Annotated in this window: 25 protein-coding genes; 13 read left to right on the plus strand and 12 right to left on the minus strand. The window is 65.3% G+C overall.

The features are described 5' to 3' along the window. Window positions 1-137 precede the first annotated feature (137 nt). The 4 genes from F8O09_RS08610 (at window position 138) to F8O09_RS08625 (ending at window position 3,122) form a co-directional block, all read left to right on the plus strand. Entirely contained in the window at window positions 138-437 is a 300-nt protein-coding gene (locus tag F8O09_RS08610; protein ID WP_158030179.1) for a WXG100 family type VII secretion target, read from the plus strand. 35 nt (window positions 438-472) lie between these two features. After that, window positions 473-784 (plus strand): hypothetical protein, encoded by a 312-nt coding sequence (locus tag F8O09_RS08615; RefSeq protein ID WP_158054927.1) that lies wholly within the window; start codon window positions 473-475, stop codon window positions 782-784. After that, window positions 784-2,556: a hypothetical protein gene (locus tag F8O09_RS08620; RefSeq protein ID WP_158054929.1), complete on the plus strand. Its 1,773-nt coding sequence runs from the start codon at window positions 784-786 to the stop codon at window positions 2,554-2,556. The genes F8O09_RS08615 and F8O09_RS08620 overlap by 1 nt, the downstream gene beginning before the upstream one ends. Window positions 2,557-2,639: 83 nt before the next feature. Continuing rightward, complete coding sequence (locus tag F8O09_RS08625; protein WP_158054931.1) at window positions 2,640-3,122, plus strand: hypothetical protein; 483 nt, start codon at window positions 2,640-2,642, stop codon at window positions 3,120-3,122. A gap of 36 nt (window positions 3,123-3,158) precedes the next feature. Here the strand turns inward: F8O09_RS08625 and F8O09_RS08630 are convergent, their stop codons facing one another. From F8O09_RS08630 to F8O09_RS08670, 9 genes are all read right to left on the minus strand, one after another. Beyond that, window positions 3,159-4,502: a dihydroorotase gene (locus F8O09_RS08630; RefSeq protein ID WP_158054933.1), complete on the minus strand. Its 1,344-nt coding sequence runs from the start codon at window positions 4,500-4,502 to the stop codon at window positions 3,159-3,161. Then, complete coding sequence (locus tag F8O09_RS10570) at window positions 4,499-5,098, minus strand: hypothetical protein (RefSeq protein ID WP_225732958.1); 600 nt, start codon at window positions 5,096-5,098, stop codon at window positions 4,499-4,501. Before F8O09_RS10570 ends, F8O09_RS08630 begins: the two co-directional genes overlap by 4 nt. Window positions 5,099-5,107: 9 nt before the next feature. Continuing rightward, a complete protein-coding gene (locus tag F8O09_RS08640; RefSeq protein ID WP_158054935.1) occupies window positions 5,108-5,980 on the minus strand; it encodes a dihydroorotate oxidase electron transfer subunit in 873 nt (290 codons plus the stop codon). After that, window positions 5,977-7,269, minus strand: a complete 1,293-nt coding sequence (locus F8O09_RS08645) for a Zn-dependent hydrolase (protein WP_158054937.1) — start codon at window positions 7,267-7,269, stop codon at window positions 5,977-5,979. Before F8O09_RS08645 ends, F8O09_RS08640 begins: the two co-directional genes overlap by 4 nt. After that, window positions 7,266-7,757, minus strand: a complete 492-nt coding sequence (locus tag F8O09_RS08650) for a hypothetical protein (protein WP_158054939.1) — start codon at window positions 7,755-7,757, stop codon at window positions 7,266-7,268. Before F8O09_RS08650 ends, F8O09_RS08645 begins: the two co-directional genes overlap by 4 nt. Beyond that, window positions 7,750-9,012 carry an MFS transporter gene (locus F8O09_RS08655; RefSeq protein WP_158054941.1) on the minus strand — a complete coding sequence of 421 codons (1,263 nt, stop codon included), beginning with the start codon at window positions 9,010-9,012 and terminating at the stop codon, window positions 7,750-7,752. The genes F8O09_RS08650 and F8O09_RS08655 overlap by 8 nt, the downstream gene beginning before the upstream one ends. A gap of 44 nt (window positions 9,013-9,056) precedes the next feature. After that, window positions 9,057-9,986: a dihydroorotate dehydrogenase gene (locus F8O09_RS08660; RefSeq protein WP_158054942.1), complete on the minus strand. Its 930-nt coding sequence runs from the start codon at window positions 9,984-9,986 to the stop codon at window positions 9,057-9,059. Between the two features lie 276 nt (window positions 9,987-10,262). Beyond that, complete coding sequence (locus F8O09_RS08665) at window positions 10,263-11,024, minus strand: IclR family transcriptional regulator (protein ID WP_158054944.1); 762 nt, start codon at window positions 11,022-11,024, stop codon at window positions 10,263-10,265. 6 nt (window positions 11,025-11,030) lie between these two features. Next, window positions 11,031-11,468 (minus strand): hypothetical protein, encoded by a 438-nt coding sequence (locus F8O09_RS08670; RefSeq protein ID WP_158054946.1) that lies wholly within the window; start codon window positions 11,466-11,468, stop codon window positions 11,031-11,033. 125 nt (window positions 11,469-11,593) lie between these two features. Here F8O09_RS08670 and metG point away from each other — a divergent pair, with 125 nt between their 5' ends. From metG to rsmA, 3 genes are read left to right on the plus strand one after another with little or no spacing between them, the layout of a single operon-like run. After that, complete coding sequence (metG, locus tag F8O09_RS08675) at window positions 11,594-13,189, plus strand: methionine--tRNA ligase (RefSeq protein ID WP_158054948.1); 1,596 nt, start codon at window positions 11,594-11,596, stop codon at window positions 13,187-13,189. A 3-nt stretch (window positions 13,190-13,192) separates the two neighbouring features. Next, window positions 13,193-14,158, plus strand: coding sequence for a TatD family hydrolase (locus F8O09_RS08680; RefSeq protein WP_158054949.1), 966 nt, complete (start codon window positions 13,193-13,195; stop codon window positions 14,156-14,158). A gap of 2 nt (window positions 14,159-14,160) precedes the next feature. Further along, on the plus strand, window positions 14,161-15,111 hold the full coding sequence (rsmA, locus tag F8O09_RS08685; RefSeq protein WP_158054951.1) for a 16S rRNA (adenine(1518)-N(6)/adenine(1519)-N(6))-dimethyltransferase RsmA: 951 nt from the start codon (window positions 14,161-14,163) through the stop codon (window positions 15,109-15,111). Between the two features lie 174 nt (window positions 15,112-15,285). Here the strand turns inward: rsmA and F8O09_RS08690 are convergent, their stop codons facing one another. Next, window positions 15,286-16,629 carry an MFS transporter gene (locus F8O09_RS08690; RefSeq protein ID WP_225732959.1) on the minus strand — a complete coding sequence of 448 codons (1,344 nt, stop codon included), beginning with the start codon at window positions 16,627-16,629 and terminating at the stop codon, window positions 15,286-15,288. A 51-nt stretch (window positions 16,630-16,680) separates the two neighbouring features. After that, entirely contained in the window at window positions 16,681-17,937 is a 1,257-nt protein-coding gene (gene lhgO / locus F8O09_RS08695; RefSeq protein ID WP_158030171.1) for an L-2-hydroxyglutarate oxidase, read from the minus strand. A 113-nt stretch (window positions 17,938-18,050) separates the two neighbouring features. Here lhgO and F8O09_RS08700 point away from each other — a divergent pair, with 113 nt between their 5' ends. From F8O09_RS08700 to F8O09_RS08725, 6 genes are all read left to right on the plus strand, one after another. Beyond that, the gene (locus tag F8O09_RS08700) at window positions 18,051-18,779 is read left to right on the plus strand and encodes a GntR family transcriptional regulator (protein WP_192496556.1); all 729 of its coding nucleotides are present in this window, start codon (window positions 18,051-18,053) and stop codon (window positions 18,777-18,779) included. Window positions 18,780-19,108: 329 nt separating this feature from the next. Then, window positions 19,109-19,747: an MptD family putative ECF transporter S component gene (locus F8O09_RS08705; RefSeq protein ID WP_158030169.1), complete on the plus strand. Its 639-nt coding sequence runs from the start codon at window positions 19,109-19,111 to the stop codon at window positions 19,745-19,747. A gap of 77 nt (window positions 19,748-19,824) precedes the next feature. Beyond that, window positions 19,825-20,514, plus strand: a complete 690-nt coding sequence (locus tag F8O09_RS08710; protein WP_192496555.1) for an energy-coupling factor transporter transmembrane component T — start codon at window positions 19,825-19,827, stop codon at window positions 20,512-20,514. Continuing rightward, window positions 20,508-22,133: an ABC transporter ATP-binding protein gene (locus tag F8O09_RS08715; RefSeq protein ID WP_158054955.1), complete on the plus strand. Its 1,626-nt coding sequence runs from the start codon at window positions 20,508-20,510 to the stop codon at window positions 22,131-22,133. Before F8O09_RS08710 ends, F8O09_RS08715 begins: the two co-directional genes overlap by 7 nt. Continuing rightward, window positions 22,123-24,027, plus strand: a complete 1,905-nt coding sequence (locus tag F8O09_RS08720) for an ABC transporter ATP-binding protein (RefSeq protein WP_158054957.1) — start codon at window positions 22,123-22,125, stop codon at window positions 24,025-24,027. The genes F8O09_RS08715 and F8O09_RS08720 overlap by 11 nt, the downstream gene beginning before the upstream one ends. Then, window positions 24,024-25,847, plus strand: coding sequence for an ABC transporter ATP-binding protein (locus F8O09_RS08725; protein WP_225732960.1), 1,824 nt, complete (start codon window positions 24,024-24,026; stop codon window positions 25,845-25,847). Before F8O09_RS08720 ends, F8O09_RS08725 begins: the two co-directional genes overlap by 4 nt. Before the next feature lie 5 nt (window positions 25,848-25,852). Here F8O09_RS08725 and F8O09_RS08730 read toward each other — a convergent pair whose 3' ends face one another. After that, window positions 25,853-26,548 carry a TetR/AcrR family transcriptional regulator gene (locus tag F8O09_RS08730; RefSeq protein WP_158054959.1) on the minus strand — a complete coding sequence of 232 codons (696 nt, stop codon included), beginning with the start codon at window positions 26,546-26,548 and terminating at the stop codon, window positions 25,853-25,855. Window positions 26,549-26,614 lie beyond the last annotated feature (66 nt).

The following is a 26,614-nucleotide window of genomic DNA, read 5'->3' on the forward strand; positions in this document are numbered from 1 at the left end:
AACTGTGCACAGCCTGAGCTGTGCACAGACTTATCCACAGGCATGCCGACGCCATCGTCGGTGAGCTGAGACCCTCGTAACGTGCTGATCACGAACGACGCCACCCGGCGTCGGCACTGATCATCAGGAGGGTCATCATGGCAGGTTCGAGCATCTCGGTCTCATACGACGAACTGCAGGGCGCGGCAGCGCGGCTGGAGTCGCAGAAGCAGACGATCATTGGCGAGCTCGACCGGGCACGGTCGCAGATCGCCGAGCTGGTCAGCGGAGGCTTCGTCACGCAGCATGCGTCCGGCAAGTTCAACACGGCGACCGAGCAGTTCGTGACCGGGTCGCAGCGTGCGATGGAAGGCCTCGCCGATCTCGGCCAGTATCTGCGGCAGACGGCGTCAGCGCTGCAGCAGGTCGACCAAGAACTCGCCTCGCGCATCGGCTGAGCGACACCGATGAGCTGCGAGGGGCGGGAGCGAGCATGTCGACGACACTCGAACTGAGTCATGAAGTGCTGCACGACGTCGGCAGCACGCTGAGCGCCGCGCAGGCGACGGCTGCGCTCGAGAGCCTGAGCCGAGTGCAGACGGCAGAAGGGCTCGACTACGGCGATGCCGGTGTGCAGGCGGCCATGTCACAGGTGGGCTGCGCGCTCGCAGCCGCGGCTCGGGTGCTCATCGAGGGGTGCGAGCTCGGTGCTGCCGCGGCTCACGCCATCTCGACATCGGTCACTGCAGCCGATCAGCATCTCGGTCTCTCAGCCGATGCGCTGCGCGCCGGAGCGGGGGAGTGATGGCGAGCGTCGAGAGCGTGCTCACCGGCGATCATCCCGGACGAGGCGAGCCCGAGTCGATCCACGGACTCGGAACCCACCTCGCCCGGCAGACCGACGGCGTGCTGCAGGTGCATGCCGCGATCGTCCAGTCACGCTCGGCTTTCGCAGAGCAGCAGGCGGCGGCCTGCGATCGAGCCGAGCAGCTGCTGGCCCGACCGCAGCAGTTGGCGGTATCGCTCAGCGAGACGGCACAGCAGAGTTCCACGCAGCTGCACTGGTACGCCGGTGAGGTCTCTGAGCTCGATCTGCAGGCCGAGCGAGTACGCAGCGAGGCGGCAGATCTGCTGCAGCGGATTGCACGGTGCCGCCACGAGCTGATTGCGAGCGGCGGGTTCACCCAGATGGTGACGACCGACTGGCGGGCTCCTTCGGCGGCCGGCGTCGATCGGCTGGCGCAGCCCGGCGCAGAGATGGCCGATGCGGAGCTGCAGCGTCGGGCGGGTCGGGCAGCAGAGGCCGAGCGGGTGCTGAGCCGCTGGCGAGCGCTGGAGGGCGAGGTTGACCGTCTGATCGCGGCGTGGCAGCGGCTGCAGAGTCGACGCAGCGAGGTGAACACCGAGATGTGCGCCCGAGCGAACGGGCTGTCGCTGCCAGCGCAGTGCTCGGGCACCGGCTATGACGGTGCGCTGGTCGCCATGCGGGGTCTGCACGGCTGGGCGGCTGACCCGGTCTCGGCACAGGCCTATCTGCAGCAGGTGCAGCACGACCCGGCCGCAGTCGGCGCGTTCTGGGCGCAGCTCGACGAGAGCACGCGTGCCGAGCTGATCACAGGTGCGTCGTGGTTCGTCGGCGGTCTGGCCGGCGTGCCGTTCGTCGACCGGATCGCGGCCAACCGTCGCAGTGCCGAAGACGTGCTGCACGATGCAGAGGAGTCGCACAGGCAGTGGGAGCAGCGCTGCCCACAGGGCGAAGCGACCAATGGGGACTGCGCGATGATGCTGCCGCGCTCGCAGGAACAGCTCGACTATCTGCGCGGCATCGTCTCTGGCGAACGACAGCTGGTCGTCTTCGATCCGCGCAACGACAGGCTTGTCGAGGTCATCGGCGACATCAGCCGACCGGCGACTCACGTCATGACCTACCTGCCTGGCACCGGGGCCGATCTGCACGGCTTCTACCGCAACGAGACTCAGCAGGTGGCGAACTACCTCGTTCGAGATCTGAACGAAACGTCGGACGGCAACGCCGTGGCGTTCGTGTACAAAGACGGTCCGTGGCCCAGCTGGGCAGGGGAGCGGGCCAATACCAACGAGCGTTATCTCTCAGATCTCGGCAGTCGGGTGGCGGAATTCGAACGGCAGATCGGCGCTCAGCCGAACCTCGCAGACGCCAGACGGGTGGGCATCGGTCACAGCGCTGGGCACACCATACAGCTGGCCGCCGAGACGCACGGGGCCCATCGCCATACCGTGTTGGGCATCGGCGGGGCCTACGCGCCGCAGTCGTGGACTGCGGCCGGCGGAACCTCGTACTTCAGCTACAACTACGAGGGCGATGCGATCAGGGTTATCGACCGAGTCAGCGACGCGAGCGAAAGCCTCTCGCCAAGCGGAGCGAGGCTGCCCTACCAGACGGCCAGTGCCTCGGACTTTTTCGCGCACCGGTTCTTCCCCGAGGTTGAGGGCGACTCTGCGATCGAACAGCACAATCGCATTGCCAAGGGGCCAGATGAGAACGAGAGGGCGCTGGGTGCGATGCGTGACGACATTCTCGGAAGAAGGCCACAATGACGCGTGTATCGACGACGCTGAGCAGTATCGGTGGCCAGCGGCGCCACGTGACGAGGCAGGTCCTGCCGAGGATGCTTCTGACGATGATGCTGACAGCCGGGCTGCTGCTGAGCGCCTGTGTCACCCCGAAGAAGCGCGCCGTTGAGGCGTTTCCCAATCTCGAAGCTGCGAAGACCAGTTTGTTCGATCACCGCAATGAGATTCTTGCGCTGCTTCCGGAGGGCTCGATCGTGGAGCACACAGGGTCGCCGGATCGTAAGCGAACGGTCTTCAAATGCAACGAAGAAGAGACCCTGTTCAGCTGGCCGAGCACGAGTGATACGAAGGTCACGCCAGAGACTGATCTGTGGGCACATGTGCACCAGGTCGAGCAGGAGTGGGGTGCGCGCCCCGAGTGGAAGCTGGAATGGGACGAGACCGCTGGCGGCACGACGAACCTTTACATGAAGCACGAGAATGGCATGTCGCTCAACATGTTCATCCACAATGACACTCATTGGCTGAGTATTGCAGGGTTCACCGCCTGCTTTCCGATCCCGGGCTACAACCGATTCTCGGAGTACTGAGTTCGCTGGTGAAACCCTGCTGGCTCGACGACCTGCTCAGATCAGCGAGCCGTGCACCTGCTCGCCGTCGATGAGCGTGGCCACCACCTGGTGGCCGAAGGTCACGCCCTGGAACGGCGTGTTGAGTCCCTTCGTGTGCTGCGAGGCACCGTCGACGGTCTGCTCCTGCTGCTCGTCGACGAACACCAGCGTTGCTGGGTCTCCGGCGCGCACGGCGCTGTTCGCAACCTCGGGCAGACTGCCGATCGCAGCAGGCCGATCGTGCATGATGCGGGTGATCATGCGCCAGTCGACCACACCGTCGACCGCGGTCACGCTGGCCACCACGGGCAGCGCCGTCTCGAGCCCGGTCATGCCGAACGCCGCCTGCGACCATCCGCACGACTTGCTGGCGACTGTGTGCGGGGCATGGTCGGTGCCGATCGTCTCGATCACGCCGTCGGTCAGCGCCGCGCGCAGTGCGTATACGTCGTCGGCTGAGCGCAGCGGCGGGTTCACCTTGAACGTCGGAGAAGCCAGTGCCGAGAGCTCGTCGGTCAGCAGCAGATGATGCGGAGTCACCTCGGTCGACACCGGCCAGCCGTTCGCCTTGGCCGCACGAACGACCTCGACCGTGCGTCGCGTCGACACGTGGCACACATGCAGGTGTCCGCCGGTCTCAGCGGCGAGCACCGAGTCGCGGGCGACGATCGCAGCCTCGCCGCTCACCGGCCACGGAGCGAGTCCGGTGCGCTCGGCGGCGAAGCCTGCGTTCAGCTGCCCCGAGCCGGCGAGAGCATGCGACTGCGCATGCTGCGCGACGGTCAGGCCCAAGGCTCCAGTGCGCTGCAGAGCGTCCTGCATGAGACCGGCGTCGTCGACGCACTTGCCGTCGTCAGAGAACAGGGTGACCCCGGCATCTGCCAGCTCTTCGATGGGTGAGACGCGCTCGCCGGCCAGCCCGATCGTGATCGAGCCCACCGGATGCGCACGCACGCGCGACGTCTGCTCGGCCTGCTCGCGCATCCACTGCACCCGCTCGGGAGTGTCGGTCACCGGGGTGGTGTTCGCCATCGCGAAGACATCCGAGAACCCGCCGGCGGCAGCCGCGGCCAGACCGGTCGCGATCGTCTCTTGATCGCTGCCGCCCGGCTCTCGCAGGTGCACGTGCAGGTCGACGAACGCGGGCACCACGACGAGGCCGTGCCCCGCGATGACCCGAGCCGGCTGCGCATGCTGCAGCACGAGCGGGCGCAGGCGGGTGTCGAAGACGCCGGCGATGACCGGCCCGTCGATGAGCAGGTCACGCGGCTGCTCGCCGTACGGGCGCACGTCGGTGATCAGCACGGCAGACGTGGTTCGGGGGATGCCTTGGTGCGACTGTGTGGAATCCTGCGTCATCGGGTGGTCTCTTCTCTATCTCGGGGTGCAGCGTCAGCTGCGGGTGACGAGTTCGTGTCTCGGGCGGTCAGTGCGTGCGCACGAGCAGCATCGAGCAGCAGGCGCACCGCGAAGACGATCACGACGATCAGGGCGGCGACCTGCAGGCACTCGAGTACGACGTAGGCGCTGTGCAGCGGGGAGGGGCCGGGATCGCCGCCGGCGACGATGACGTCGCTGCGGGCGTTGAGCAGCGGGCGCACCCAGACCACTTTGAGCAGGAGCACGCTTACGGCGGCGACCAGCGACCAGGTGAGCCCTCCGGCACGCGACTCATGGACCGCCGACGAGCGGCGGGCAACCAGCAGCGTGACGACCGTCGCGAGGGCGAGGGCGATCTCGACGATGTTCAGCGCGGTGAATACCAGACGCCCGATGCCCAGACCGAGCGGGATCGTGATGCCCGGTGCTTGGAACTTCAGCGGAGCCTCGACGAACGAGATCGCCAAGATCATGCCGAGCCACAGTGTGGGCAGCAACGGCAGCACGGCCACCGCACGCAGGCCTGCGTGGCTGCGCACAGCTTCCACCGAGACGGCGTCGGGCGATACCTGCATGTGAACAGTCTACAAACGCGCTTCGGGTCGGCTCGACGGTACCTGTGCGAAGAGCTCCGTGGCGGCTGTCGCTGTGAAGACCGGGCCCTGCAGACAGACCAAGTCACCGTCGCAGCCAGCGCGCGCGTCGAGCACGCATCCGTGGCAGTAGCCCATGCCACAGGCCATCTTCTGCTCGACAGAGACCTGCACAGTGACGTTCCAACGCTGCCCCAGACGCACCGCCAAACAGGTCAGACGACGCGAACCGCAGACCAGGATCGTCTGTGGGGGCTCGGTGTCGAACTGCTCGATCAGACAGCGTTCGAGTCGCCGGGGATCGCTTGTGCCGTCGGAATCGAACACACGGACCGTGCTGCTCAGGGCGTCGCCGACGACTTCGGCTACCGCCAGCGATGATTGAGGATCCCTGCTGCTCGAGATCAGACGCACATCGACGCCATCATCGACGAGCCGGTCGGCGGCGAAGGCGAGCGACGGCATGCCGACACCTCGGCCGAGCATCAGAATGCGTCCTGCTCGGGGCAGATCGTAGCCGCGACCCAGCGGTCCCGTGACAGAGATCGAATGAGCCTCTTCTGCCATGAGACGGGTGCCCTCACCGACGATGCGATAGATGAAGTCGACGAGACCAGACGAGGCGTCCGCAGCCGAAATCGCCATGGGCCGAGGAAGAACGGTGAGCTGTCTGCCGTTGGCGTCCCATGGCGTGACCATGAGAAACTGTCCCGGTCGTCCTGCCCGCGCAAGCTTCGGCGTGTGCAGCGTAATCAAGCGGTACTGCGGCGTGAGCTGCTGATGGCGCACAGGCACGAGCCGGTCGCCCAGCAGCACTTCGCTCGGCCACCCGGGCAGCGCCCTCAGACGGTACTGCTCGTTCACGATCTCGGCTGCCGGTCGGTGAGGTCAAGTGCTTTGACGAGACCGGTGAGAACCTGTACGCCGCGAGCGATGTCATCTGTGCGCGAAAACTCGTCGGGGGAATGCGAGACTCCTCCGTGTCGACTTGGCACGAACAGCATTCCCGTCTCACAGACGTGACTGATCTGCTGCGTGTCATGACTTGCCCCACTGGGGAGCACACGATGCACCATGCCCAGTCGATCGGTCTCGTGTGACGCGAGCTCGACGAGTCGGTGAGACAGCAATGTCGGGGCGGTGTCTGCGATGAGATGAGCGTCGAGCGACGTCTCGTGCAGGAGGGCGAGCTCCTTCGCCTTGGCGATCAGCGCGAGTGCCGTCTGCCGCTGACGGTCGGTATCGACGTCGCGGATGTCGACATCGAGAGTCACCTCCCCTGGAATCGTCGTCATCGAGTTCGGCGAGGCCACGATGCGTCCGATGGTGATTCGGGTGCCGAAGTGCTCGGGGTCGCGGGCGAGTGCGTTTGCAGCGAGCACGATCGCCGAGGCGCTGACCAAGGCATCATGGCGCGCGAGCATGGGGGTGCCTCCCGAATGAGAGGCGACGCCGTGCACAGTGAGGCGCAGCCGAGTGCTGCCTGAGATGGTGTCGACGATGCCGATGTCGTCAGCCCCGTCTGCCAGTACGCTGCCCTGCTCGATGTGCACCTCGACGAATGAGTCCCAGTCCTCTCGGCGCCACCGGGCATCGTTGAGGCGTTCAGGGTCCAGGCCAACCGAGTGCATGGCCTCGAGTACGCTGATGCCGTCGCGGTCGCGCAGCTCGCCGAGTGCCTCGGCGTCAGTGGTGCCGGCTGCGAGCCGTGAGCCGTTGCACGCCTGACCGAACCGTGCGCCCTCCTCGTTCGCGAAGACGACGAAGCGCAGCGGATGTCTTGGCTGATATCCACTGGAGGTGAGGGTCTGCGCGCATAGCATCGCCGCGACCACACCGACGATGCCGTCGAACCTCCCTCCGTGAGGAACCGAATCGAGGTGGGAGCCGGTGCCTATGCCGTCGCACCGTCCGTCGCCCGCAAGCTCGGCGATGGTGTTTCCCGCCGTGTCGCTGTGCACAGACAGACCCAGATCAGACATGAACGTGGCGAAGACTTGGTGCGCCCGACGTTCGAGCGGGGTGTATCCGAGGCGCGTGACGCCATCGCTGCCGTGCGTTTCGCTCAGCGAGGCGAAACGGTCGATGAGGTCATCCACCCAGGCCACAGTGCGCTCTGCTGCATCGGCAGCCTGAAGGTTCTGCTCAGTCATACGTCTTCCTCTCTCCTGGTGTCCGCGCGACCGACGATCTCGACCGGGGAGAACAGCGCGTGCTCCGCCCCGACGACATAGATTCCGTCAAATTGCCCAGACTCGCCCGAATCCGTGGCGCTCGTTGCGATGAGTCCGATCACGGCAGCCCGCTCTCCTGACCCGCGGGGAGCATCCGCAGTCGTGTCGGAGACCAGCCTCAGCCCGGAGTGCAGTGCTACGGCGACTCCGATCATGAGGCTGACGGCCTGGTCGTCCACTCGCAGAAAGGTGGTGTCGTTCGGCAGTCTCGAACTGATCTCGGCTGCGATCCGCCGCAACAGAGTCGGGCGACAGAGAGCGCTGAACCACTGGCTCTCAGCTGTCGGGTCTGAGACCTCTGATCTGATGTCGATGAGCAGATCGCTGCGCCAGCGTGCGTCATGAGTCTGCAGGTTCGAGAGCTCGCGGGCATCGCTGGCAGGGCAGTGGTCTCGTTTCTCAGGCATTCTCGAGCGCCTTGCCCTTCTGATCGGGAACGAGGAACATCGTCACGAATGCGATCAGATAGATCAGCGGAAGCAGCGCCAGAGCGTAGGCGAACCCGTGGTCGGTGGCGAGCGCTGCGATCACGATGGGGCCGAGACCGCCGCCGATGAACCGCCCGGTGTTGTAGAGCACGTTCTGAGCCGTGGCTCGGATTCTGGTGGGGTAGAGTTCGGCGAGCAGTGCGCCGTAGCCGCCGAGCATGCCGTTGGCGAACATACCCATGACGAAACCGCCGATGAGCAGGCTGGTCTCAGTCGTGAGCTGGCTGTAGACGAGCACGCTGACTGCGGCACCCACTTGAAACGTCCAGAATGCTGGTCGGCGTCCGATGCGGTCCGCGATCTGCCCGAAGACCACGATGCCGAGCATCATGCCGAGCACGGTCACAGCCGTCCATACTCCCGTCGAAGTCAGAGACAGCTGGCGCTGCTTGCTCAGGTAGCTGGGGAGCCAAGTCATAATGCCGAAGTAACCGAAGTTCTGCACGGTGGTCAGAATGATCATCGCGATCGAGGTGGTCGCAATGCGGCGGTTCGAGAACAGGGCGAGGATGCGACTGCTGGCTTTGCCTGACGATTTCTGCGCTTTGTCGGCGTTCTCGAGAAAAACACGGGATTCCGGCAGAGTCAGCCGAATGACGATGGCGATGACTGCTGGAATCACGCCCACGGCAAAGAGCCCGCGCCATCCGAATGCAGCGATGATCGGTGCCGAGATCAATGCGGCGACCAAGACGCCGCATTGGAACCCGATCCCGACCCACGATGTTGCACGTGCACGGTGCCCGGGCCGGGCAGCTTCGGCGGCGAGCGTCATGCCGATGCCGAATTCGGCGCCTATGCCCACGCCGGCCAGGAACCGGAAGAGCGCCACGACCTCAAAGCTCGGTGCGAGTGCGGTGAGCCCGGTGAACACGGCGAAGAAGATCACGGAGTACGTCAGTACTTTGACGCGCCCCAGACGGTCCGAGAGAACGCCGAACAGCAGACCTCCGACCAACGCGCCGAACAGCGTGATGGTCGTGAGGCTCCCGGCGACGGTCTGTGAGACGCCGAACGTCGAGATGATGCCAGACATTGCGAATCCGAGGATCAGCAGGTCTAGGCCGTCGAGGCTGTGCCCGAGCGCTGATGAGAAGATCGCCCGACGCTCGTACTTTCGTGCGGCGAGATCATCTTGTTGTGGTGCGGCGGTCTGTTGTGCGGTGGCTGCCATGAGAACTCCTCTGTGGAATCTGGTGGGGTGGATGGTGTGAGGTTTCATCTGCGGCGGAGTGTGCCGATGAGGTCGTCTGACGTTCTGGCGCCGCACTTCTGCAGCGCAGCGGGCAGCGCGGCAACGATCTCGTTGATCGCTGTGGGGCGTGCGAAGAGAGCGGTGCCGATCTGCACCGAGGTCGCACCGGCGATGAGGAATGCCAATACGTCGTCAACGCTGCCGATCCCGCCGCATCCGATCACCGGAATGTCGATTGCCGACGCAGCATCGTAGACCAGCTTCAGTGCGAGCGGTTTCACTGCAGGCCCCGAGAGGCCGCCGGTGACGTTGCCCAGGACAGGGCAACGGCTGTGGACATCGATACCCATGGCCGGAAAGCTGTTGCACACCGTGACGGCGTCAGCGCCGGCACGCTCTGCTGCCTGTGCGGTCTCCGCGATCGAAGCGGTGGCCGGTGTGAGCTTGGCGATGAGAGGGCGGTCGGTCAGCGGGCGCAGTCGACTCATGACCGAGTCGACTCCTGCGGGAGTCGCGCCGACGATTCCGAGGCGGTGATCGAGATTGGGGCACGAGAGGTTCACCTCGTAGGCGGTGATGCCGCTGTGGTCGACTCCTTCGAGCAGCTGGAGCATTGCAGCGTAGTCATCGGCTCCCGTGCCGCCGAGACTCACGATCACCGTGGAGTTCATGGTTCGGTAGCTCGGCAGTACTGAGTCGATGAAATGTGCACTGCCTGGGCTGGGAATGCCGACCGCGTTCAGCATGCCGTTTCCAGCGTCGTGCACCCGCGGCTCCGGGTTCCCCCCACGGCGCTGCACGAAGATCGTCTTGGTCACGACCGCGCCGAAGACAGAAGCGTCGACGACGTCTGCCAGTTCGGGGCCGAAGCACCCTGATGCAGGCATGATCGGCGTGCTGAGACGCAGCGCGTGTGGCGCGAGTCGTGAGCGCATCACGGGTGTGTCTTCCATCTGACCACTGCCTTCGACCTCTGGGAGCTGTGCTGAAAGGCAATCGTAAGCGGCATGTCGGGCGCCTCAGCACTGCGCGGAAATCAGCTTTCGCAGCGTCGTCTTGGAGGTAACACGGCTGAATCATAAGGGTCCGCTGTGCGGGATGACAGCTCCGCAACGAATCACTGTGCGGTCGCTGTAACCTCGACGAAACGCTGTGAACAGCAGGTAACAGTTGTGCTGAAGCGGTGCAGATCAGCCGGATGTGGCGCCGTACGCAGCGACCGGTGCCACTCAGACGAGGCTGTTCGACTCCCAGCCCAGTTCGGACGAGAGCTGGGCTGCACAGTGAGAGACGAGCTGCTGCAGATGGCGCTGTGCGGCGATCGAGCGTACGCGCTGAACGGGAACTGCCACTGTCACCGACGATCGAACCCTGCCGGCGGCGTCATGTACGGGGTAGGCGACTGCCCAGATGCCGTCATCGAGTTCGGAATCGCAGATGTCATAGCCTTGTTCACGGATCGTCGTGAGACGAGTTGCGAGCTGCGCGGGCGATGTCACGGTGTCGCTGGTGAAACGGGTCGTCGTCAGTGTGGAGAGAATCGCGGCCTGTTCCGACTGCGGCTGCCAGGCGAGCAGCATGCGAGCCGATGCTGCTGCATACACCGGCATCACCTGACCGATGCGTACGAAGAGCTGCAGAGGATGCCGTGATCGGGCCAGCGCGACGCAGACGGCCTCTCGTGCGCTCCATTCGCAGACGAAGACGGTCTCACCCGTCTGCTCGCTCGTTTCGATGACCGGCTGCGGGGTGATGGCCGAGTTCGTGCTGCTCTTCTCGGCGATGTCGGTCAGGACATGGCCGATGTGATAGAGACGATGTTGGGCCGAGTAGCTGACGAAGCCCGCCTCGACCAAAGTCATCAGGGCGCGGTGCGCCGTGGAATGGGGGATGCCTGTGTCAGCACAGAGGTCTCGGAGCGAGGCACCACGTCGGTGCTCTGCGATCGCTGCCAGCAGAGCGAGTCCGCGTTCGAGGCTCTGAACGCCCATGCAGCGTCAGTGGTCGTCTTCCAGGCACCGTGTCGGCACGAGAGCTGGAATGAGGTGGGCGTCGTCGGGCAGAACTGTTCCGACGGAAGTCACCTGCACGTTCTTGGAGCGGATTGCTGAGATGAGCGCACTCACGGACGGATAGGCCTCGGGAATGGTCGTGACGATGGCTGCCCGCTCGCAGTCTGCCGCGAAGTCCGTGCTGAAATAGAGCACCCCTTCGTCGTCGGCCACGGTGATGAGCGGAATGCCGAGCTCACGCGCGACCACATGGCCGAGAAGCGCATTGGCCACTTCGTGGCGAACGACGATCACCTGAGCGTTGTCGACTCTGAGCTTTTGGGCGAGGCGTGCTCCCAGCGCTTCCCAGATCTGGGGGTCGGCCATCTCGAGAGCGGGGCTCTCTTCGCGGGCGACGCGTAGCAGTTCATCAGCAGTGCTCATCACAAGGTTCTCCTCGCCGACGGTGTTGGCAAGACTGAGAGTATCAGGCTGGGTGCATGACCGGCTCGTGGTGCTGGTGCAGAGTGTCAAGCATGGCTCGCATGCGCGCACGTAGAATGGAGGTCATGGCCAAGCGCGACTCCTTCTTCATCACCACCCCCATCTTCTACGTGAACGACGTGCCCCACATCGGGCACGGCTACACCGAGGTGGTCTCAGACGTGCTGGCGCGCTGGCACCGGCAGCGTGGTGACGACACCTTTCTGCTGACCGGCACCGACGAGCACGGGCAGAAGATTCTGCGCACCGCCACGGCCAACGAGGTGACCCCGAAACAGTGGGCCGATCGCCTCGTCGAGTCTGCCTGGAAGCCACTGCTGAAGACGCTCGACATCTCGAACGACGACTTCATCCGCACCACCGACCAGCGCCACGAAGACAACGTGAAGGTCTTCCTGCAGCGCCTCTACGACCGCGGATTCATCTACACCGGCGAGTTCGAGGGCTACTACTGCGTGGGCTGCGAAGAGTACAAACAGGAGAGCGACCTGGTCGACGGCGTGGGGCAGTTCGCCGGTCAGAAAGTCTGCGCGATTCACTCGAAGCCGGTCGAGCTGCTCAAAGAGAAGAACTACTTCTTCAAGATGAGCGAGTTCACGAAGCCGCTGCTCGACCTCTACGAGCAGCATCCTGACTTCATTCAGCCGGCCAGCGCGCGCAACGAGGTCGTCTCGTTCGTGAAACAGGGGCTGACCGATCTGTCGATCTCGCGTTCGAGCTTCGACTGGGGCATCAAACTGCCGTGGGACGAATCGCACGTGCTCTACGTGTGGATCGACGCGCTGCTGAACTATGCGACCGCGGTCGGCTATGGACAGGACGACGAGGCGTTCGAGCGTCGCTGGCCTCCGCAGGTGCACATCGTCGGCAAAGACATCCTGCGTTTCCACGCCGTGATCTGGCCGGCGCTGCTGCTCGCGGCCGGGCTCGACCTGCCGCAGCACGTCTTCGGCCACGGCTGGCTGCTGGTCGGCGGCGAGAAGATGAGCAAGTCGAAGCTCACCGGCATCGCGCCTACACAGATCACCGACGTGTTCGGCGCAGACGCGTTCCGCTACTACTTCCTGCGCGCGATCACCTTCGGCCACGACGGCTCGTTCTCATGGGAGGACATCGCCGCGCGCTACGAGGCCGAGCTCGCCAACGGCTTCGGCAACCTCGCCTCGCGCACGCTCGCGATGATCGCGAAGTACTTCGACGGCACCGTTCCCGAGGCCGGCGAGCTCACCGAGGCAGACCAGGCGATCGTCGACCTGGTTGCCGAGATCCCGGCAAAGGCTGACACCGCGATCGCCGAGTTCCGCACCAACGACGCGATCAGCGAGATCTGGCGTCTGGTCGACGCGCTCAACGGCTACATCACCGAGCAGACGCCGTGGGCCGTCGCCAAGCGCGGCGAGACCGAGCGGCTCGGCACGATTCTGCACACCGTCTGGTTCGGCCTGGGGGCGCTCGACGTGCTGCTCTCACCGGTGATCCCTGAGGCCGCGGCGAAGCTCTGGGAGGTGCTCGGCACCGGTGCGATCACCGACGTGACCATCACCGAGGCAGATCAGTGGCAGCGGTACGCAGCACCGACCGTGCACGTGATCGAGGCGCTCTTCCCACGCGTCGACTCGTCCGAGGTGCCCGAGACCCCCGTGCCACAGCACCAGGCGTAGCCGATGGGCCACAAACATCGCGACCACAGCTACCCGCCGGCTCCCGAGCCGCTGCCTGCTCCCGTCTACGACAACCACACGCATATCGAACCGTGGCTCGAGGATGCGATCCTCACGCCCGCCCGTGAGGCTGCGGCCGCTGCGGCGCGCGACGCGAACAGTGACGCGGATGCCATCGCGGGCAACGCCGATCGCACCGACTTTCCGGGTACGGACGTCGAGAACGCGCCCGCCGACTGGGTCGAGCAGCTCGACAGGGCCCAGGCCGTCGGGGTGGCCGGCATCGTGCAGGCGGGCACGACCATGGCATCCTCCCAATGGGCGGCCGAGCATGCGGCGCAGGATCGCCGCATGCTCGCAGGCGTTGCGATTCACCCCAACGAGGTGCCGGCCTACGTCGACGCGGGCGTGCTCGACGATGCGCTCGTTACGCTCGATCGTCTCGCGGCCGAAGACCGGGTGCGCGTCGTCGGAGAGACCGGGCTCGACTTCCACTACACCGAGCCAGAGCGCTTCGCCGACCAGATCGGGTCGTTCGAACGTCACATCGAGCTTGCGAAGTCGCACGGGCTGGCGATGCAGATTCACGATCGCGATGCGCATCGCGAGGTCGTCGAGACACTGCTGCGAGTAGGTGCGCCCGAGCGCACGGTCTTTCACTGCTTCAGCGGTGACGCCGAGCTGGCCGAGATCTGCGCCGAACACGGCTGGTACGCGTCGTTCTCGGGCACGGTGACCTTCAAGAACGCTGAGAACCTGCGCGACGGCCTGCGGCGCATGCCCCGCGATCACATCCTGGTCGAGACCGACGCGCCGTATCTGACGCCGATGCCGTACCGCGGCCGGCCGAATGCGCCGTATCTGCTGCCGAACACGCTGCGGTTCATGGCCGAGACGCTTGAGACGCCGGTCGTCGAGTTCGCCGAGCAGATCGCCGCGACCACGGTGCGCGTCTATGGGGAGTGGTGACGATGACCGTGCAGTTGTTGGGGCCGGCGCAGGTGCGCGCGCTCGCCGAGCGGCACGGGGTGACCCCGACGAAGCGGCTGGGGCAGAACTTCGTGATCGACGCCAACACGATTCGGCGCATCGTGGCCGCGGCCGGCGTGCGTGGCGACGACCGAGTGCTCGAGGTCGGGCCGGGGCTCGGGTCGCTGACGCTGGGGCTTCTTGAAGTCGCCGACGACGTGACGGTCGTCGAACTCGATCCCGGGCTGGCTTCGGCACTGCCGGGCACGATCGCCGAGCAGGCGCCCGGTCGCAGCGTGCGCGTGATTCAGGGCGACGCCGTCAAAGTCACCGCCGCCGAGTGGGCCGCGGCTAGGGGCGGCGCATCCGGTGCGCCGGGCATGGACGCAGTTGCTCATGCCGCCGATTCTGCAGCGCTCACTGCCGTCGATGACGGGCCCACTGCGGTCGTCGCGAACCTGCCGTACAACGTCGCCGTGCCGATCATGCTGCATCTGCTCGAGACTTTTCCGAGCATCCACCGCGTGCTGGTGATGGTGCAGTCCGAGGTGGCCGATCGCGTCGCGGCGGCACCAGGCAGCAAGATCTACGGCGTGCCAAGCGTGAAGGCGGCCTGGTACGGCCCGTGGCGGCTCGCCGGATCCGTCGGCAAACACGTGTTCTGGCCTGCGCCGAACGTGACGTCCGGGCTGCTCGCCGGCGACATCCGCCCGGTCGCCGACCGCCCGGGTGACGAAGCGCTGCGGCTGTCGACCTTCCGTGCGGTGGATGCCGCCTTCGCGCAGCGTCGAAAGACCTTGCGTCAGTCGCTGGGCGCCATCGCTGGAGGGCCGAAATCGGCCGAGACCCTGTTGCGTGCGGCCGAGGTGGAGCCCGGTCTGCGCGCCGAGCAGCTCGGACTCGACGAGTTCGTCGCGATCGGTCGTGCGCTTGCGACGCAGGAACGACACTGACTGCTTCTGGACGACCTTCACAAGGCGTGGACCGCTGACCGTTCTGCAGGCTGTGCTCGGATTCGGCGCGCTGGTGACCGGGTGGCCGGTGCCGTGTTGATCGGTTTCGGAGCTGCGATCGCCTGGCGAACTGCTCAAGCCTGAGCTTTTCCACCCGGCCCTTCGACATTCGCGTCAGTTCTTGCCCTCGCTGAACTTGCGACCCTGGTCGAACATGGCTCCGACCACGACGACTATGCCTGCTGCGACCAACACTATGCCGACTCCGACGGTCGAGTTCGTGGGAGAGGCTGTTACGAGCGAGAGCGCTCCGAGCGGAGCGAGTGCACCGGCGACGGCCGTGCCGACCTCTCGCGCTGCACCCACCCCTGTGGAGCGCGAGTCAGCGGGGAACTGCCTGCTCAGGAAAGCCCCCTGCGACGAGAACATCATCGGAGCCAGAACACCCGTTCCGACGCCGATGGCCAGGTAGACCGTCCATGGTTCGGCGATCTGCAGGAGCCAGAGAAACACAAAGGCGAAGATGGCAGCGAAGGCGCCTCCGAGCATGATCACGCGTTTGCTGCCGATGCGGTCGCACAGGGCGCCGAAAACGGGCACGGTCACGATCGCGACGAGACCGGCGATGGTGATAGCAGTCGAGTTCAGGTTGGCTGAGACGTGCTGGAACTCGGCCAGATACGCCACTGAGAATGTCTTGAAGATGTAGCTCAACGCGTTGTATCCGATGGCGACCACCAGCACGACGAGCAGTCCGCGCCAGTGACGGCGCATGACCTCGACAAAGGTCACTGTGCGTTTCTGATCTTTGATCTCAGCGAACTCTGGTGATTCTGGCATCCGCTCGCGTACCCAGAGACCGATGCCGACCAGCACGATGCTGGCGATGAAGGGAATGCGCCAGCCGCCTGCCATCAGAAAGTCATCTCCGTTGATGGTCATCACCGCGATGGTGCCTGATGAGAGTACGAGCCCCAAGTTCAGGCCAAGGGCAGGCCATGCCCCCTGTCGGCCGCGATGCTCGGGGCGGGCATGCTCGTAGGCGTTCACCGCTGCGCCGGCGTACTCGGCGCCAGCACCCATTCCCTGCACAATACGCACGATCACCAGCAGGGTCGGGGCCCAGTAGCCGGCTGTCTCGAAGCTCGGCAGCACACCGATGATGGCGGTGGAGATGCCCATCAGCAGAAAAGTCATCACCATCGTCTTCTTGCGCCCGATGCGATCGCCGAGGTGCCCGAAGACGATGCCGCCGACGGGGCGGGCGATGAAGCCGATCGCGAAAGTCGCGAATGCTTTCAAGGTTGAAGCCTGGCTGTCGCCGGCGGGAAAGAACACGGTGCCGAAGACGATGGCCGCCATCGTCGCGTACAGATAGAAGTCGTACCATTCGACAGCAGTCCCGACCACGGTTGCGACGGCCACCCGTCGCAGGCGCAGTCGTTCCTGCTCAGGAGTCTCGCCGGTGGAGCTGGGAGCTGGGCCAGATGGCTGGATTGATTTCTCGGTGATGCTCACAGAAGTACCTCATTGTCTTTCGTGTGCGGGTGTGATGGTGGTCGGATTCAGTCAGTGATCGTTTGACGAGGTGAGGCGTCGCGTGTCGAGCCCGTGCTGTTCGGTCGCCTGAGCGACGATGTGCTCGGCGATGGCCATTGACGAGGTGGCCCCGGGAGACGGAGCGTTTCGCACATAGGTGGCGTGTCCGCCGTGCTGGATCACGAAGTCGTCGACCAGCGATCCGTTCTTCCACATCGCCTGCGCACGGATGCCGCGAGTGGCTCGGTGACCCTTCGCGCCTGCCAGAGAGGGTACGAAGCGAGAGGCATCAGCGACGAACTGCTGAGCTGAGAGGACCCCTCCGAGCTGCTGGGCGGCAGTGGGCAGATTCTGCAGAGCGAACTTCCAGAATCCGGGGTTGGCGGCGGTCTTGAGAGTGTCGCCGACGTCGAGACCGAGGCCATGGTAGCCCTCGCGGGAGAACGACAGAAAGGCGTTGGGGCCGACCATCAGACCCCCGTCGATGCGACGAGTGATGTGCACGCCTAAGAAGGGGTATGCAGGATCGGGGACGGGATAGACCAGGCCGCGCACGGCATCCTCATGGGCGCGGTCGATGATGACGTACTGACCGAAGAATGGCACGATCGCGGGATATGCGGGCTGGTTCGAGGCACGTGCGATGCGGTCTGACTGCAGCCCGGCGCACACGACGGCGAAGTCGAAGCGCTGCGCGGTGCCATCGTCGAAGCGCACGTCGACGCCGTCTGAGCGGTCTTCGAGGCGCTGCACGCCACTGGACAGACGCACATCACCGCCTGCGGCCACGACATCGGCAGCCAGAGCCCTGGTGACGGCGGGGTAGTCGATGATCGCGGTATGCGGTGAGTGCAGCGCGCGGATACCGACGGCTCCCGGCTCGACATCGGCAAGCTCGGCGCGGTCGATCAAGCGCACGTCGGGAACGCCGTTGGCCACTGACTTGGCGAAGATTCCTTCCAGCCGTTCCTCTTCCACCGAGTTCTGAGCGACGACGACCTTGCCACACTCGTCGTAGGGCAGGCTGCGCTCGGTGCAGAACGCACTGAGCAGATCCACTCCGCGACGGCACAAAGTCGCCTTCAGGCTGCCAGGCTCGTAGTACAGGCCTTGATGCACGACGCCGGAGTTGTGCCCGGTCTGATGAGCGCTGAGAGAGGCCTCTTTCTCGAACAGGGTGATGTGAGCATCGGGATGTTTGCGGGTGAGCTCGCGGGCGACCGCTGCGCCGATGATGCCGCCGCCGATCACGGCGTATCGGCGACTGACTGGTGAGTATGTGGTCATATTATGTGCTCCTGTGCTGCTGGTCGGAAAGGGAACTCTGCTCTGATGGCGTCTGCACGTCTCGGGCACGGCCACATGTGGTCGTGCCGTCCGGCTGTGGGAGAATGTCCAGCGTGAAGAGAATTGATCGCTCGGGCACCCTCACCGATCAGACGGTGCGACGGCTGCATCGGGCGATCCTCGCAGGTGAGCTCGAACCAGGGGTCTGTTACTCGGCGACGGCCCTTGGTGAGCAGCTCGGAGTCTCGCGCACTCCGGTGCGTGAGGCGGCGCTGCAGCTTGAGCGTATGGGGCTGGTCACCATCGAGCGCAATCGTGGCGTGCGCATTCTGCCGGCCACGCTTGAGCACCTCCTGCAGGGCTTCGAGCTGCGCCTGATGCTTGAGCTTCCCCTTGTCGAACGGGCGGTACAAGAGGCCACTGATGCTGAGCGGCTGGCCGTCGATCAGGTCTACGAGAGATTTGGCGAAGCGGCTGCACATGGCGACGACCGGGCGACGCTGCACGCTGACCGTGACTTCCACACTGCGCTGCTGAGAGGTGCGCACAATGACCGCGCTCTGACTGCTCTCGAAGACCTGCGAACGATGGTACTGGTGAGCGGAGTCGGCACAGTTCCCACCTCGAGATCCGCCGAAGAGTGCTTCGCCGATCACGCCGAGGTCTACGGTGCGTGGCAGCGGCGTGATGCCGCCGAGACGCGAACGGCTCTGGGGGCACATATCGTCAACACCGCGAGCCTCCTGATCCGACAGGAGAGCAGAAGGCGACCTGAATTCGTCGAGAACAGCGATGGGCGAGAGATCGACGCTGCTGAGCGGCTCGGCTGGCTTGTCATCTGAAGCGGGCACAGAAACCTCTCTTGCTGAGCGCTGCACGTCGAGTCTCTTGACGTGACGATCCCGACGTTGGAACCGTGATAGCGAGAATAGTCGTTGTTGCATGCAACATGCAAAGTACCGGCTATGAGGCTGTCAAGCGTCTTGCGCTCGTATTGCGAAACATTGTCAGTACATGTACGATAAAATGCGATAAAGGATGAAGCCAACAGAACCTTGGCATCATCTGATGATTTGGGTGTCTGGTCGACAGCGACCAGGCCTGCGCATACCACGAGGATGCTGCCCGAACGCCAGCAAAGCTGCAGAATCTCACAGAAAGATGAGGCGTCATGCACGCGACCACCCCTACCGCACAGGCCAACGTGGCTGCCGGTCAGACGAACCACAAGAAGGGGCTGACTCCGCGCTCACTCATCAACGTGGGCATCTACACCGCGCTCTACTTCGTGGTCGTCTTCGCCAGCGGCATGCTCGGCATGCTCAGCCCGGCGTTCAGCGTGGTCGGCTACATCGTCGGCATCCTGATCAACGGCACTGTGATCATGCTCTACATGGTCAAGACGCCAGCATTCGGCGCGATGACTCTGCTCTCCGCGATCCTGTCGCTGCTCTTCGTCTCTACGGGGCACTTCTGGGGCACCATCCCGATCGCCATCGTGTGCGGGCTCATCGCCGACTTCGTCATCGCCTCAGGCCAGTACCGCTCCAAGTGGCGCAACATCCTCGCGTTCGGCGTCTTCCAGCTGTGGATGATCGGGCCGTTCCTGCCGATGTTCTATGACCGCACCGGGTACAGCGACTACGTCGCCTCGTCAATGGGTCAGGAATACGCCGAAGCGTGGATGTCGCTGTTTACCCCGCTGAACCTCGTGCTCATCCTGGCGCTGCTCTTCGTCGTTGCGTTGGTCGCCGCCTGGATCGGCACGCGCATCCTCGAGCGTAACTTCGCCAAAGCCGGCATCTTGTGACGCAGCAGGCTCTGCCCGCTGCGCAGGCGTCTGCCGCAGTCGGCTCTGAGACGATGAAACATCGTGACGCAGTTCTGATGGATCCGCGAACGAAGCTGCTGGCGCTCTTCGTTCTGAACACCATCGCCTACGGCACATCGTCACTGCTGGCGCAGCTGCTCGCCGCAGCCGTGGTCGCGCTGCTGCTGGCGTCGCTCAGCAGCCGCAGGCCGCTCATCATCTACGTGATCGCCTACCTCGTGAGTGCCGCTCTCTACTTGGGGCTGCCACTTGTCGCCACCGGATGGCTCACTGCGGCCATCGTCGCCATCGGGTTCTGGGCCGCTCGGTTCTCGATCACGCTCGGCTACTTCGCCTACTTTCTCATCTCGACCGGGCCGAGCGAGCTGAACGCCGGGCTCGCCGCTCTGCGGCTGCCGCGCATGATCAGCGTGCCGCTGGCCGTGGTGCTTCGCTTCGTGCCGACGGTCATCGACGAGCTGCGCGCGATCATGGATGCCATGCGGCTGCGAGGCATCGCCTCAAGTCCAATTGCGCTCGCGCTGCATCCGATGCGCACCACGCAGCACGTGCTGCTGCCGCTGCTCGCCTCGACCTCGCGCATCGCCGACGAGCTCAGCGCCTCGGCCCTGATCAGAGGCCTCGGTCGCCCCGAACGGCCAACCTCGATCGTGCGTCTGCGATTCGGCATCGTCGACGTGATCATGCTGCTGGTGCTCATCGTGCTGTGCGTCGCATCGGTGCTGAGATTGGGGCTGTCATGGTGAACGACCGCGGTGAGACCAAAACGAGCATCCGTGTCGCCGACGTCAGATTCAGCTACACGCAGGGCCGAACCGGGGCGTCGCCCTACGGTCCGGTTGTCGACGAGCAGCCGCAACAGCCGGCTGCCCTGGTGCTCGACGATCTGTCGTTCGAGGTGCCGGTCGGCACGCTCACCGTGCTCTGCGGGGCCAGCGGATCAGGCAAGTCCTCGGCTCTGCGTCTGCTCAACGGCCTCGTCCCGAACTTCCACGAGGGCAGGCTCGACGGCACCGTGCAGGTCGCCGGCGTCGACGTTCCGAGCGTCGATCTCTCTGAGGCCGGCCGCACGACCGCGACCGTGTTCCAGAACCCGCGCACACAGTTCTTCACCGCCGATGTGCGCAGCGAGCTCGCTTTCCGAGACGAGAACTACGGGCTTGACCCGGCAGAGATCCAACGTCGCAGCGTGGCCGCGGCACGCCAGGCGGGCATCGAGAACCTGCTCGACCGCGGGCTGCGCCAGCTCTCGGGCGGCGAGCTGCAGAAGGTCGCCTGTGCGCAGGCGATCGCAGCCGGAACGAGCGTGCTGCTCTTCGACGAGCCCACCTCGAACCTTTCGCCAGCCGCCATCGCCGAATTTGCCCAGCTGCTGGGCCGCCTCAAAGCTCAGGGCCACGCGATCGTGGTCGCCGAACACCGTCTCTACTTTCTGCGCGACCTCGCCGACCAGGTGCTGCAGCTCGACCACGGTCGGGTGCACGATCGTTGGTCTGGTGACGAGTTCCGAGCCCTGAGCGAGAGCTCCGCGGCTGCGCTCGGGCTGCGCACGCTGCGTGCGCCGGCTGCGCTTGCGGCCCTGCTGGTCGCCGAGCATGCGGATGCCGTGGTCGCCGACCATGTTGACTCAGGTCCGTCACGGCCTGCTGCCGAAAACCACGCCGGTGACCCCGAACGTGGACTCGTGCTCGATGCGGTGCGGTTCCGCTACGGTCGGCACGACGTGCTCGACATCCCGCACCTCGAGTTTCCACGCGGCCAGGTCAGCGTGATCGTCGGGGCGAACGGCGTCGGCAAGTCGACGCTGGCCCGCGTGATCTGCGGGCTTGCCGCCGAAGACCGGGGCAGCGGCATTCGTCTCGACGGCAGGCGCGTCTCGCCCAAGATGCGCATGGCTCGCAGCGGCATGGTCATGCAGGATGTGCACCGACAGCTCTTCTGCGACAGCGTGGCCGACGAGGTGCGGCTCGGGCTCGATTCGCAGGCGCGTGACGAGGTCGACATCGATGCGCTGTTGCAACGCTTCGACCTGGCCGAGCTCGCAGGCCGGCATCCGCTGTCGCTCTCCGGCGGGCAGAAGCAGCGCGTCGTCATCGCTGCGGCGCTGGCGAAGCAGCCGCAGATCTGTGTGTTCGACGAACCGACCAGCGGCGTCGACCGCCGGCACCTGCGAGCCATTGCCGAGTGCCTGAGCGAACTGGCCGAGGCCGGCACGGTCGTGATCGTGATCACCCACGACCCCGAACTCATCGATGCGTGTGCCGATCGCCTCGTCGCCATCGGCCGTCTGAGCGATGAGCACCCATGCGGCCAGAGCATCCACATCACAGAACTCTCGAGAAACAGGTCAGACCATGCAGACTGAACAGAGCGAACGGTCGGCGCAGCCAGGGTCGTCGACCGCTGACCGCGCGGCGAACGCCGTGGGGCAGGCCGCACCCGACCTCGCCGACCCCAGGCAGAAGGACAAAGCCGGCCGAGCGGCGCTGAAAGACATGATGAAGCCGGTCGCAGGGCATCTGATGCTCGCCCGCGCGCTGTCGGCGCTCTCGGCGGTGCTCGCGATCTTTCCCTATGTCTCGCTGGTGTGGCTGGGCGGACTGCTTCTCGACGCATGGACGCAGGGGCGTGCTCCGGACGCACAGGCGGTCGGCCTTGCGGTCAACGTGCTGATCGGCACCTTCGTCGGTCGCCTGGTGCTCTACTTCGTCGCACTCACGGTGACGCACTTCGCCGATATGCGGCTCGGCGGTCTGCTGCGTGGTCGCATCATCGACACCTTGGGCCGCGCGCCGCTGGCCTGGTTCACCTCGGCCACGTCGGGGCGCATCCGCAAGGCCGTGCAGGACGACACGCACACGCTGCACGCCCTCATCGCCCACGCCCCGGTCGAGACGACGTCTGCGATCGTGATGCCCATCGCGATGTTCGTCTACGCGCTCATCGTCGACTGGAGGCTCGGCCTGCTGACCATTGCGATCTTTCCGCTCTATCTGGCCCTGCAGCTGCTCGGCTATCGAGGCATGGGCACGAAGACCGCCGAAATGGACACGAAGCTGGCCAAGGTCTCGGCGACTATGGTCGAGTTCGTCAGCGGCATCACGGTGGTGAAGGCCTTCGGCCGAGTCGGTCGCGCGCACAGAAACTACGCTGAGGCGGCAGACGAGTTCAGCAAGTTCTACCTCGACTGGGTGCGCCCGATGCTCAAGACGTCTGCGCTGTCGATGGCGGTCGTCTCGCCGGCTGTGCTGCTGCTCGTCAACCTCGGCTGTGGTGCGGCGATGGTCGCCGCCGGCTGGGTGACCCCGGTTCAAGTGCTCACCACCACACTGATCGCTCTGGTGCTGCCCGCTTCGATCACCACGATCGGAACCAGCCAGTGGTCGTACCAGCTTGCCGGGGCGGCCGCGCTGCGCATCGAAGAGGTGCTGCACGTCGACGCTCTCGTCGAGAGCACGACCCCGCAGCATCCGCAGGGGCACGCCGTGCGCTTCGAACACGTGAGCTACGGATACGGTGACCTGCTGGCCGTCGACGACGTCACGCTCGACCTTGCCGAGGGCAGCACCACCGCGCTCATCGGGCCCAGCGGATCGGGCAAGTCGACGCTTGCCACGCTGGTCGCCCGGTTCGACGACCCGCGGTCGGGCACGGTGACGATCGGCGGCGCCGACGTGCGCCACATCCCGCGCACCGAGCTCTATCGCACCGTCGCGTTCGTGCTCCAAGACCCGCAGCTGCTGCGCATGAGCGTGCGCGACAACATCGCACTGGCGCGGCCGGATGCCTCGCTCGAGCGGGTGCGCACGGCTGCGCGCGATGCGCAGATCGATGACTTCGTTATGACGCTGCCGAACGGCTACGACACGGTGATCGGCGATGACACCGTGCTGTCAGGTGGTCAGCAGCAGCGCATTGCGATCGCACGGGCGCTGATCACCGACGCACCTGTCCTGCTGCTCGACGAGGCCACTGCGTTCACCGACCCGGAGTCGGAGGCTGAAATTCAGAAGGCGCTGAACCGACTGGTTCGCGGACGCACCGTGCTGGTGATCGCGCACCGGCCGGCCTCGGTCGCTGGCGCCGATCGCATCGTGGTGCTCGACCGCGGCAGGGTGCTCGCACAGGGCACCCACGAAGAGCTCGTCGACGAGCCGCACTATGCGGCGCTGCGACGAGCGACCGGCGAGCATATGGCTGAGCTGGGGGGCACCGCGACAGCTGGATCAGTCGCTCAGGAACAGGAGGGCCGGGCATGAACACCTCGCGGCAGAACACCGGCGTCAGCAGCGCCGCCGAAGCAGGCGCGATTCCCGAAGACGAGATCGTGCACGCACCTGAGATGATCGCGCGCTTCGCGAGGCTGGTGTCGAAGCCCGCCCGCGGCCAGCTGACGCTCACACTCGTGCTCGCCATCGTCTCCGGCGTGCTGCGGGGCATCGCACTCGTCGTTCTGCTGCCCGCCGCGGTCGAACTCGCGATGGGGGAGACGATCTGGGGGCTGCCCTTCTCGGGGTGGCTGTGGACTTTTGCGGTGCTGGCAGTGCTCGGCATGATCGCCGAGTACTGGCTGGCGATCACGAACTATACGGTCGCTCTCGACTTGGTCAAGAACGTGCACCGTCGCATCGGCGACCGGCTGACGCGGCTGCCGCTCGGGTGGTTCCGCGATTCGGCTGCCGGACGCATGTCTCGGCTCGTCTCGCACGAGGTGCTGATGCTCGGCGAGTCGCTTGCGCACCTGCTCGCATCGATGGCGTCGAACGCAGCGACAGCCGCAGTGATGGTCATTGGCAGTTGGATCTGGGACTGGCGCCTCGGTCTCGTGCTGACGATCGCGGTGCCTTTCTACCTGGGGGCGCTCTGGCTCGGTCGCAAAGCGATCACCCGCGGCAAGCGCATCAGCGAACCGGCCGAAGAGGATCTCGGCGACCGCATCGTCGAATACGCGCGCTGCCAGGGGGCGCTGCGGTCGACCGGTCGCTCGGGCGACTTCGAGCCGCTGCGTGCGGCGAATGAGCGTTCCGTCGTCGCCGGCCGCACTGATCTCTGGTGGGGAACCCTCGCGCTCATGCTGCATGGTCTGGTGGGGCAGTTCATCGTGGTCGCGATGATCACCATCGCTGTGCGGTTGGCGCTCGGCGAGGCGATGGGGCCGATAGAGACCATTGCGTTCATCGGTCTGTCGCTGCGGTTCATGCAGACGCTCGAAGACCTTGGGGGCATGGTGGTCGCCAACGAAGAGCGCAAGGTCATGGTCGAGAACGTGAATGAGATTCTGACCACGCCGGGGCTTCCTGCACCGGCGACGTCTGCCGAGTCGACGGCTCCCGGGCGCATTGAGGTCGATCACGTCGACTTCGGCTACGACGCCGAGCATCAGGTGCTGCACGATGTGAGTTTCGAGGTGCCGGCAGGATCGATGTGCGCGCTGGTCGGGCCGTCGGGGTGCGGCAAGACGACCGTCGCGAAGCTCGTCGCGCGCTTCTACGACGTCGACCGCGGAGTCGTCCGTGTGGGAGGCGCAGACGTGCGCGACCAGACGACGGCCGATCTGATGGTTCAGCTCTCGATGGTGTTCCAAGACGTCTATCTCTTCGACGACACGCTGGAGGCGAACATCCGCGTGGGCGACGAATCGGCGACGGATGCCGAAGTCCAGGCCGCCGGCGATCTCGCGGGCGTGACCGAGATCGTCCGCCGCCTGCCAGACGGCTGGCAGACGCGAGTCGGTGAGGGCGGGCATGCGCTTTCAGGCGGTGAACGTCAGCGCGTGTCGATCGCACGTGCACTGCTCAAGCACGCTCCGATCGTGCTGCTCGACGAGGCGACCAGCGCGCTCGATCCCGAGAACGAGGCCCATGTGATGGCGTCGATGCAGCACCTGCGCAAAGAGGCCACGCTGCTGGTCATCGCGCACAAACTCGACACGATTCGGTCTGCCGATCAGATCGTGGTGCTTGGCCACAACGGGCACGTCGAACAGTGCGGCACCCACGATGAGCTGATCGCACAGCCCGGTCAGTACCGTTCGTTCTGCGAGGCGCGGGCTGCGGCCTCCGGCTGGCGGCTGGTCTGACTCTGTCACTCCTGTGCAGCAGCGCTGCTGGCGGGCGCGCCGGCAGCGCGGTGCTGCAGCACCGTTCCGGTCACCAGTGCCCGTATGGACGTCTGCAGCGAGTATCCGGCAGAGAGCTCTCGCCAGTGCGGCAGCAGCCTGCTGACCTGCGTCAGGCCCTGCACACACTCGCTGTCGGTCGTCTCATACCAGAGGCGTTCGTCCCTGCTGCGTTCGGCAGCCGCCGCCTGCATCTGCAGGTCGGCCGAGATGAGGTACCAGACTCCTCGCCAGAGGGCGAGCATCGCGGCGTCGTCGAGGCCGGCGTCAGCTGCGGCGGCGAAGAAGTGCTCAGTCGAGGCCAGTGCAGAAAGACCGATATTGGTGCCGCGCGACAGAATCGGCACGACCCAGGGCAGCCTGCTGAGGTTTTCATGCACCTCGACGCCCACTGCGACCATGCGCTCGACCGGTGTTCCGCGGGGAAGGACCCAGTCGATCTCTGCGGCGGCGTCAGACAGCGCGAGCGTGAGCAGCTCCGACTTGTTGCGCACGTAGTGATAGAGACTCATCGGCCGTGAGTTGAGGCGTGCCGCGAGGGCACGCATCGTCAATGCGGAGTAGCCCCCGGTCTCGAGCAGCGCGCGGGCCTCCGTGACGATGCGCTCCAGAGTGAGCGGCTGAGCCGGATCAGCGCCATGAGCGTCATCAAGTCGGGCCATAGAGCCAGCCTAACGGCTGTCCATGTGTCCGAGACCGCGACTGGGCCGCGTGGTATCGTTATGAGA

It is taken from the genome of Pseudoclavibacter sp. CFCC 11306, assembly GCF_008831235.1.
Lineage (GTDB): Bacteria > Actinomycetota > Actinomycetes > Actinomycetales > Microbacteriaceae > Pseudoclavibacter_A.

Bases quoted from the DNA above. Each gene is read 5' to 3' on its own strand.
- F8O09_RS08705 (WP_158030169.1), top strand. From the start codon at position 19,109: ATGCACGCGACCACCCCTACCGCACAGGCCAACGTGGCTGCCGGTCAG.
- F8O09_RS08715 (WP_158054955.1), top strand. From the start codon at position 20,508: ATGGTGAACGACCGCGGTGAGACCAAAACGAGCATCCGTGTCGCCGAC.
- F8O09_RS08665 (WP_158054944.1), bottom strand. From the start codon at position 11,024: ATGGGCGTTCAGAGCCTCGAACGCGGACTCGCTCTGCTGGCAGCGATC.
- F8O09_RS08650 (WP_158054939.1), bottom strand. From the start codon at position 7,757: ATGCCTGAGAAACGAGACCACTGCCCTGCCAGCGATGCCCGCGAGCTC.
- F8O09_RS08620 (WP_158054929.1), top strand. From the start codon at position 784: ATGGCGAGCGTCGAGAGCGTGCTCACCGGCGATCATCCCGGACGAGGC.
- F8O09_RS08720 (WP_158054957.1), top strand. From the start codon at position 22,123: ATGCAGACTGAACAGAGCGAACGGTCGGCGCAGCCAGGGTCGTCGACC.
- F8O09_RS08730 (WP_158054959.1), bottom strand. From the start codon at position 26,548: ATGGCCCGACTTGATGACGCTCATGGCGCTGATCCGGCTCAGCCGCTC.
- F8O09_RS08710 (WP_192496555.1), top strand. From the start codon at position 19,825: ATGGATCCGCGAACGAAGCTGCTGGCGCTCTTCGTTCTGAACACCATC.
- F8O09_RS08625 (WP_158054931.1), top strand. From the start codon at position 2,640: ATGATGCTGACAGCCGGGCTGCTGCTGAGCGCCTGTGTCACCCCGAAG.
- rsmA (WP_158054951.1), top strand. From the start codon at position 14,161: ATGACCGTGCAGTTGTTGGGGCCGGCGCAGGTGCGCGCGCTCGCCGAG.
- F8O09_RS08630 (WP_158054933.1), bottom strand. From the start codon at position 4,502: ATGACGCAGGATTCCACACAGTCGCACCAAGGCATCCCCCGAACCACG.
- F8O09_RS10570 (WP_225732958.1), bottom strand. From the start codon at position 5,098: ATGCAGGTATCGCCCGACGCCGTCTCGGTGGAAGCTGTGCGCAGCCAC.
- F8O09_RS08725 (WP_225732960.1), top strand. From the start codon at position 24,024: ATGAACACCTCGCGGCAGAACACCGGCGTCAGCAGCGCCGCCGAAGCA.
- F8O09_RS08655 (WP_158054941.1), bottom strand. From the start codon at position 9,012: ATGGCAGCCACCGCACAACAGACCGCCGCACCACAACAAGATGATCTC.
- lhgO (WP_158030171.1), bottom strand. From the start codon at position 17,937: ATGACCACATACTCACCAGTCAGTCGCCGATACGCCGTGATCGGCGGC.
- F8O09_RS08615 (WP_158054927.1), top strand. From the start codon at position 473: ATGTCGACGACACTCGAACTGAGTCATGAAGTGCTGCACGACGTCGGC.
- F8O09_RS08645 (WP_158054937.1), bottom strand. From the start codon at position 7,269: ATGACTGAGCAGAACCTTCAGGCTGCCGATGCAGCAGAGCGCACTGTG.
- F8O09_RS08660 (WP_158054942.1), bottom strand. From the start codon at position 9,986: ATGGAAGACACACCCGTGATGCGCTCACGACTCGCGCCACACGCGCTG.
- F8O09_RS08680 (WP_158054949.1), top strand. From the start codon at position 13,193: ATGGGCCACAAACATCGCGACCACAGCTACCCGCCGGCTCCCGAGCCG.
- metG (WP_158054948.1), top strand. From the start codon at position 11,594: ATGGCCAAGCGCGACTCCTTCTTCATCACCACCCCCATCTTCTACGTG.
- F8O09_RS08610 (WP_158030179.1), top strand. From the start codon at position 138: ATGGCAGGTTCGAGCATCTCGGTCTCATACGACGAACTGCAGGGCGCG.
- F8O09_RS08670 (WP_158054946.1), bottom strand. From the start codon at position 11,468: ATGAGCACTGCTGATGAACTGCTACGCGTCGCCCGCGAAGAGAGCCCC.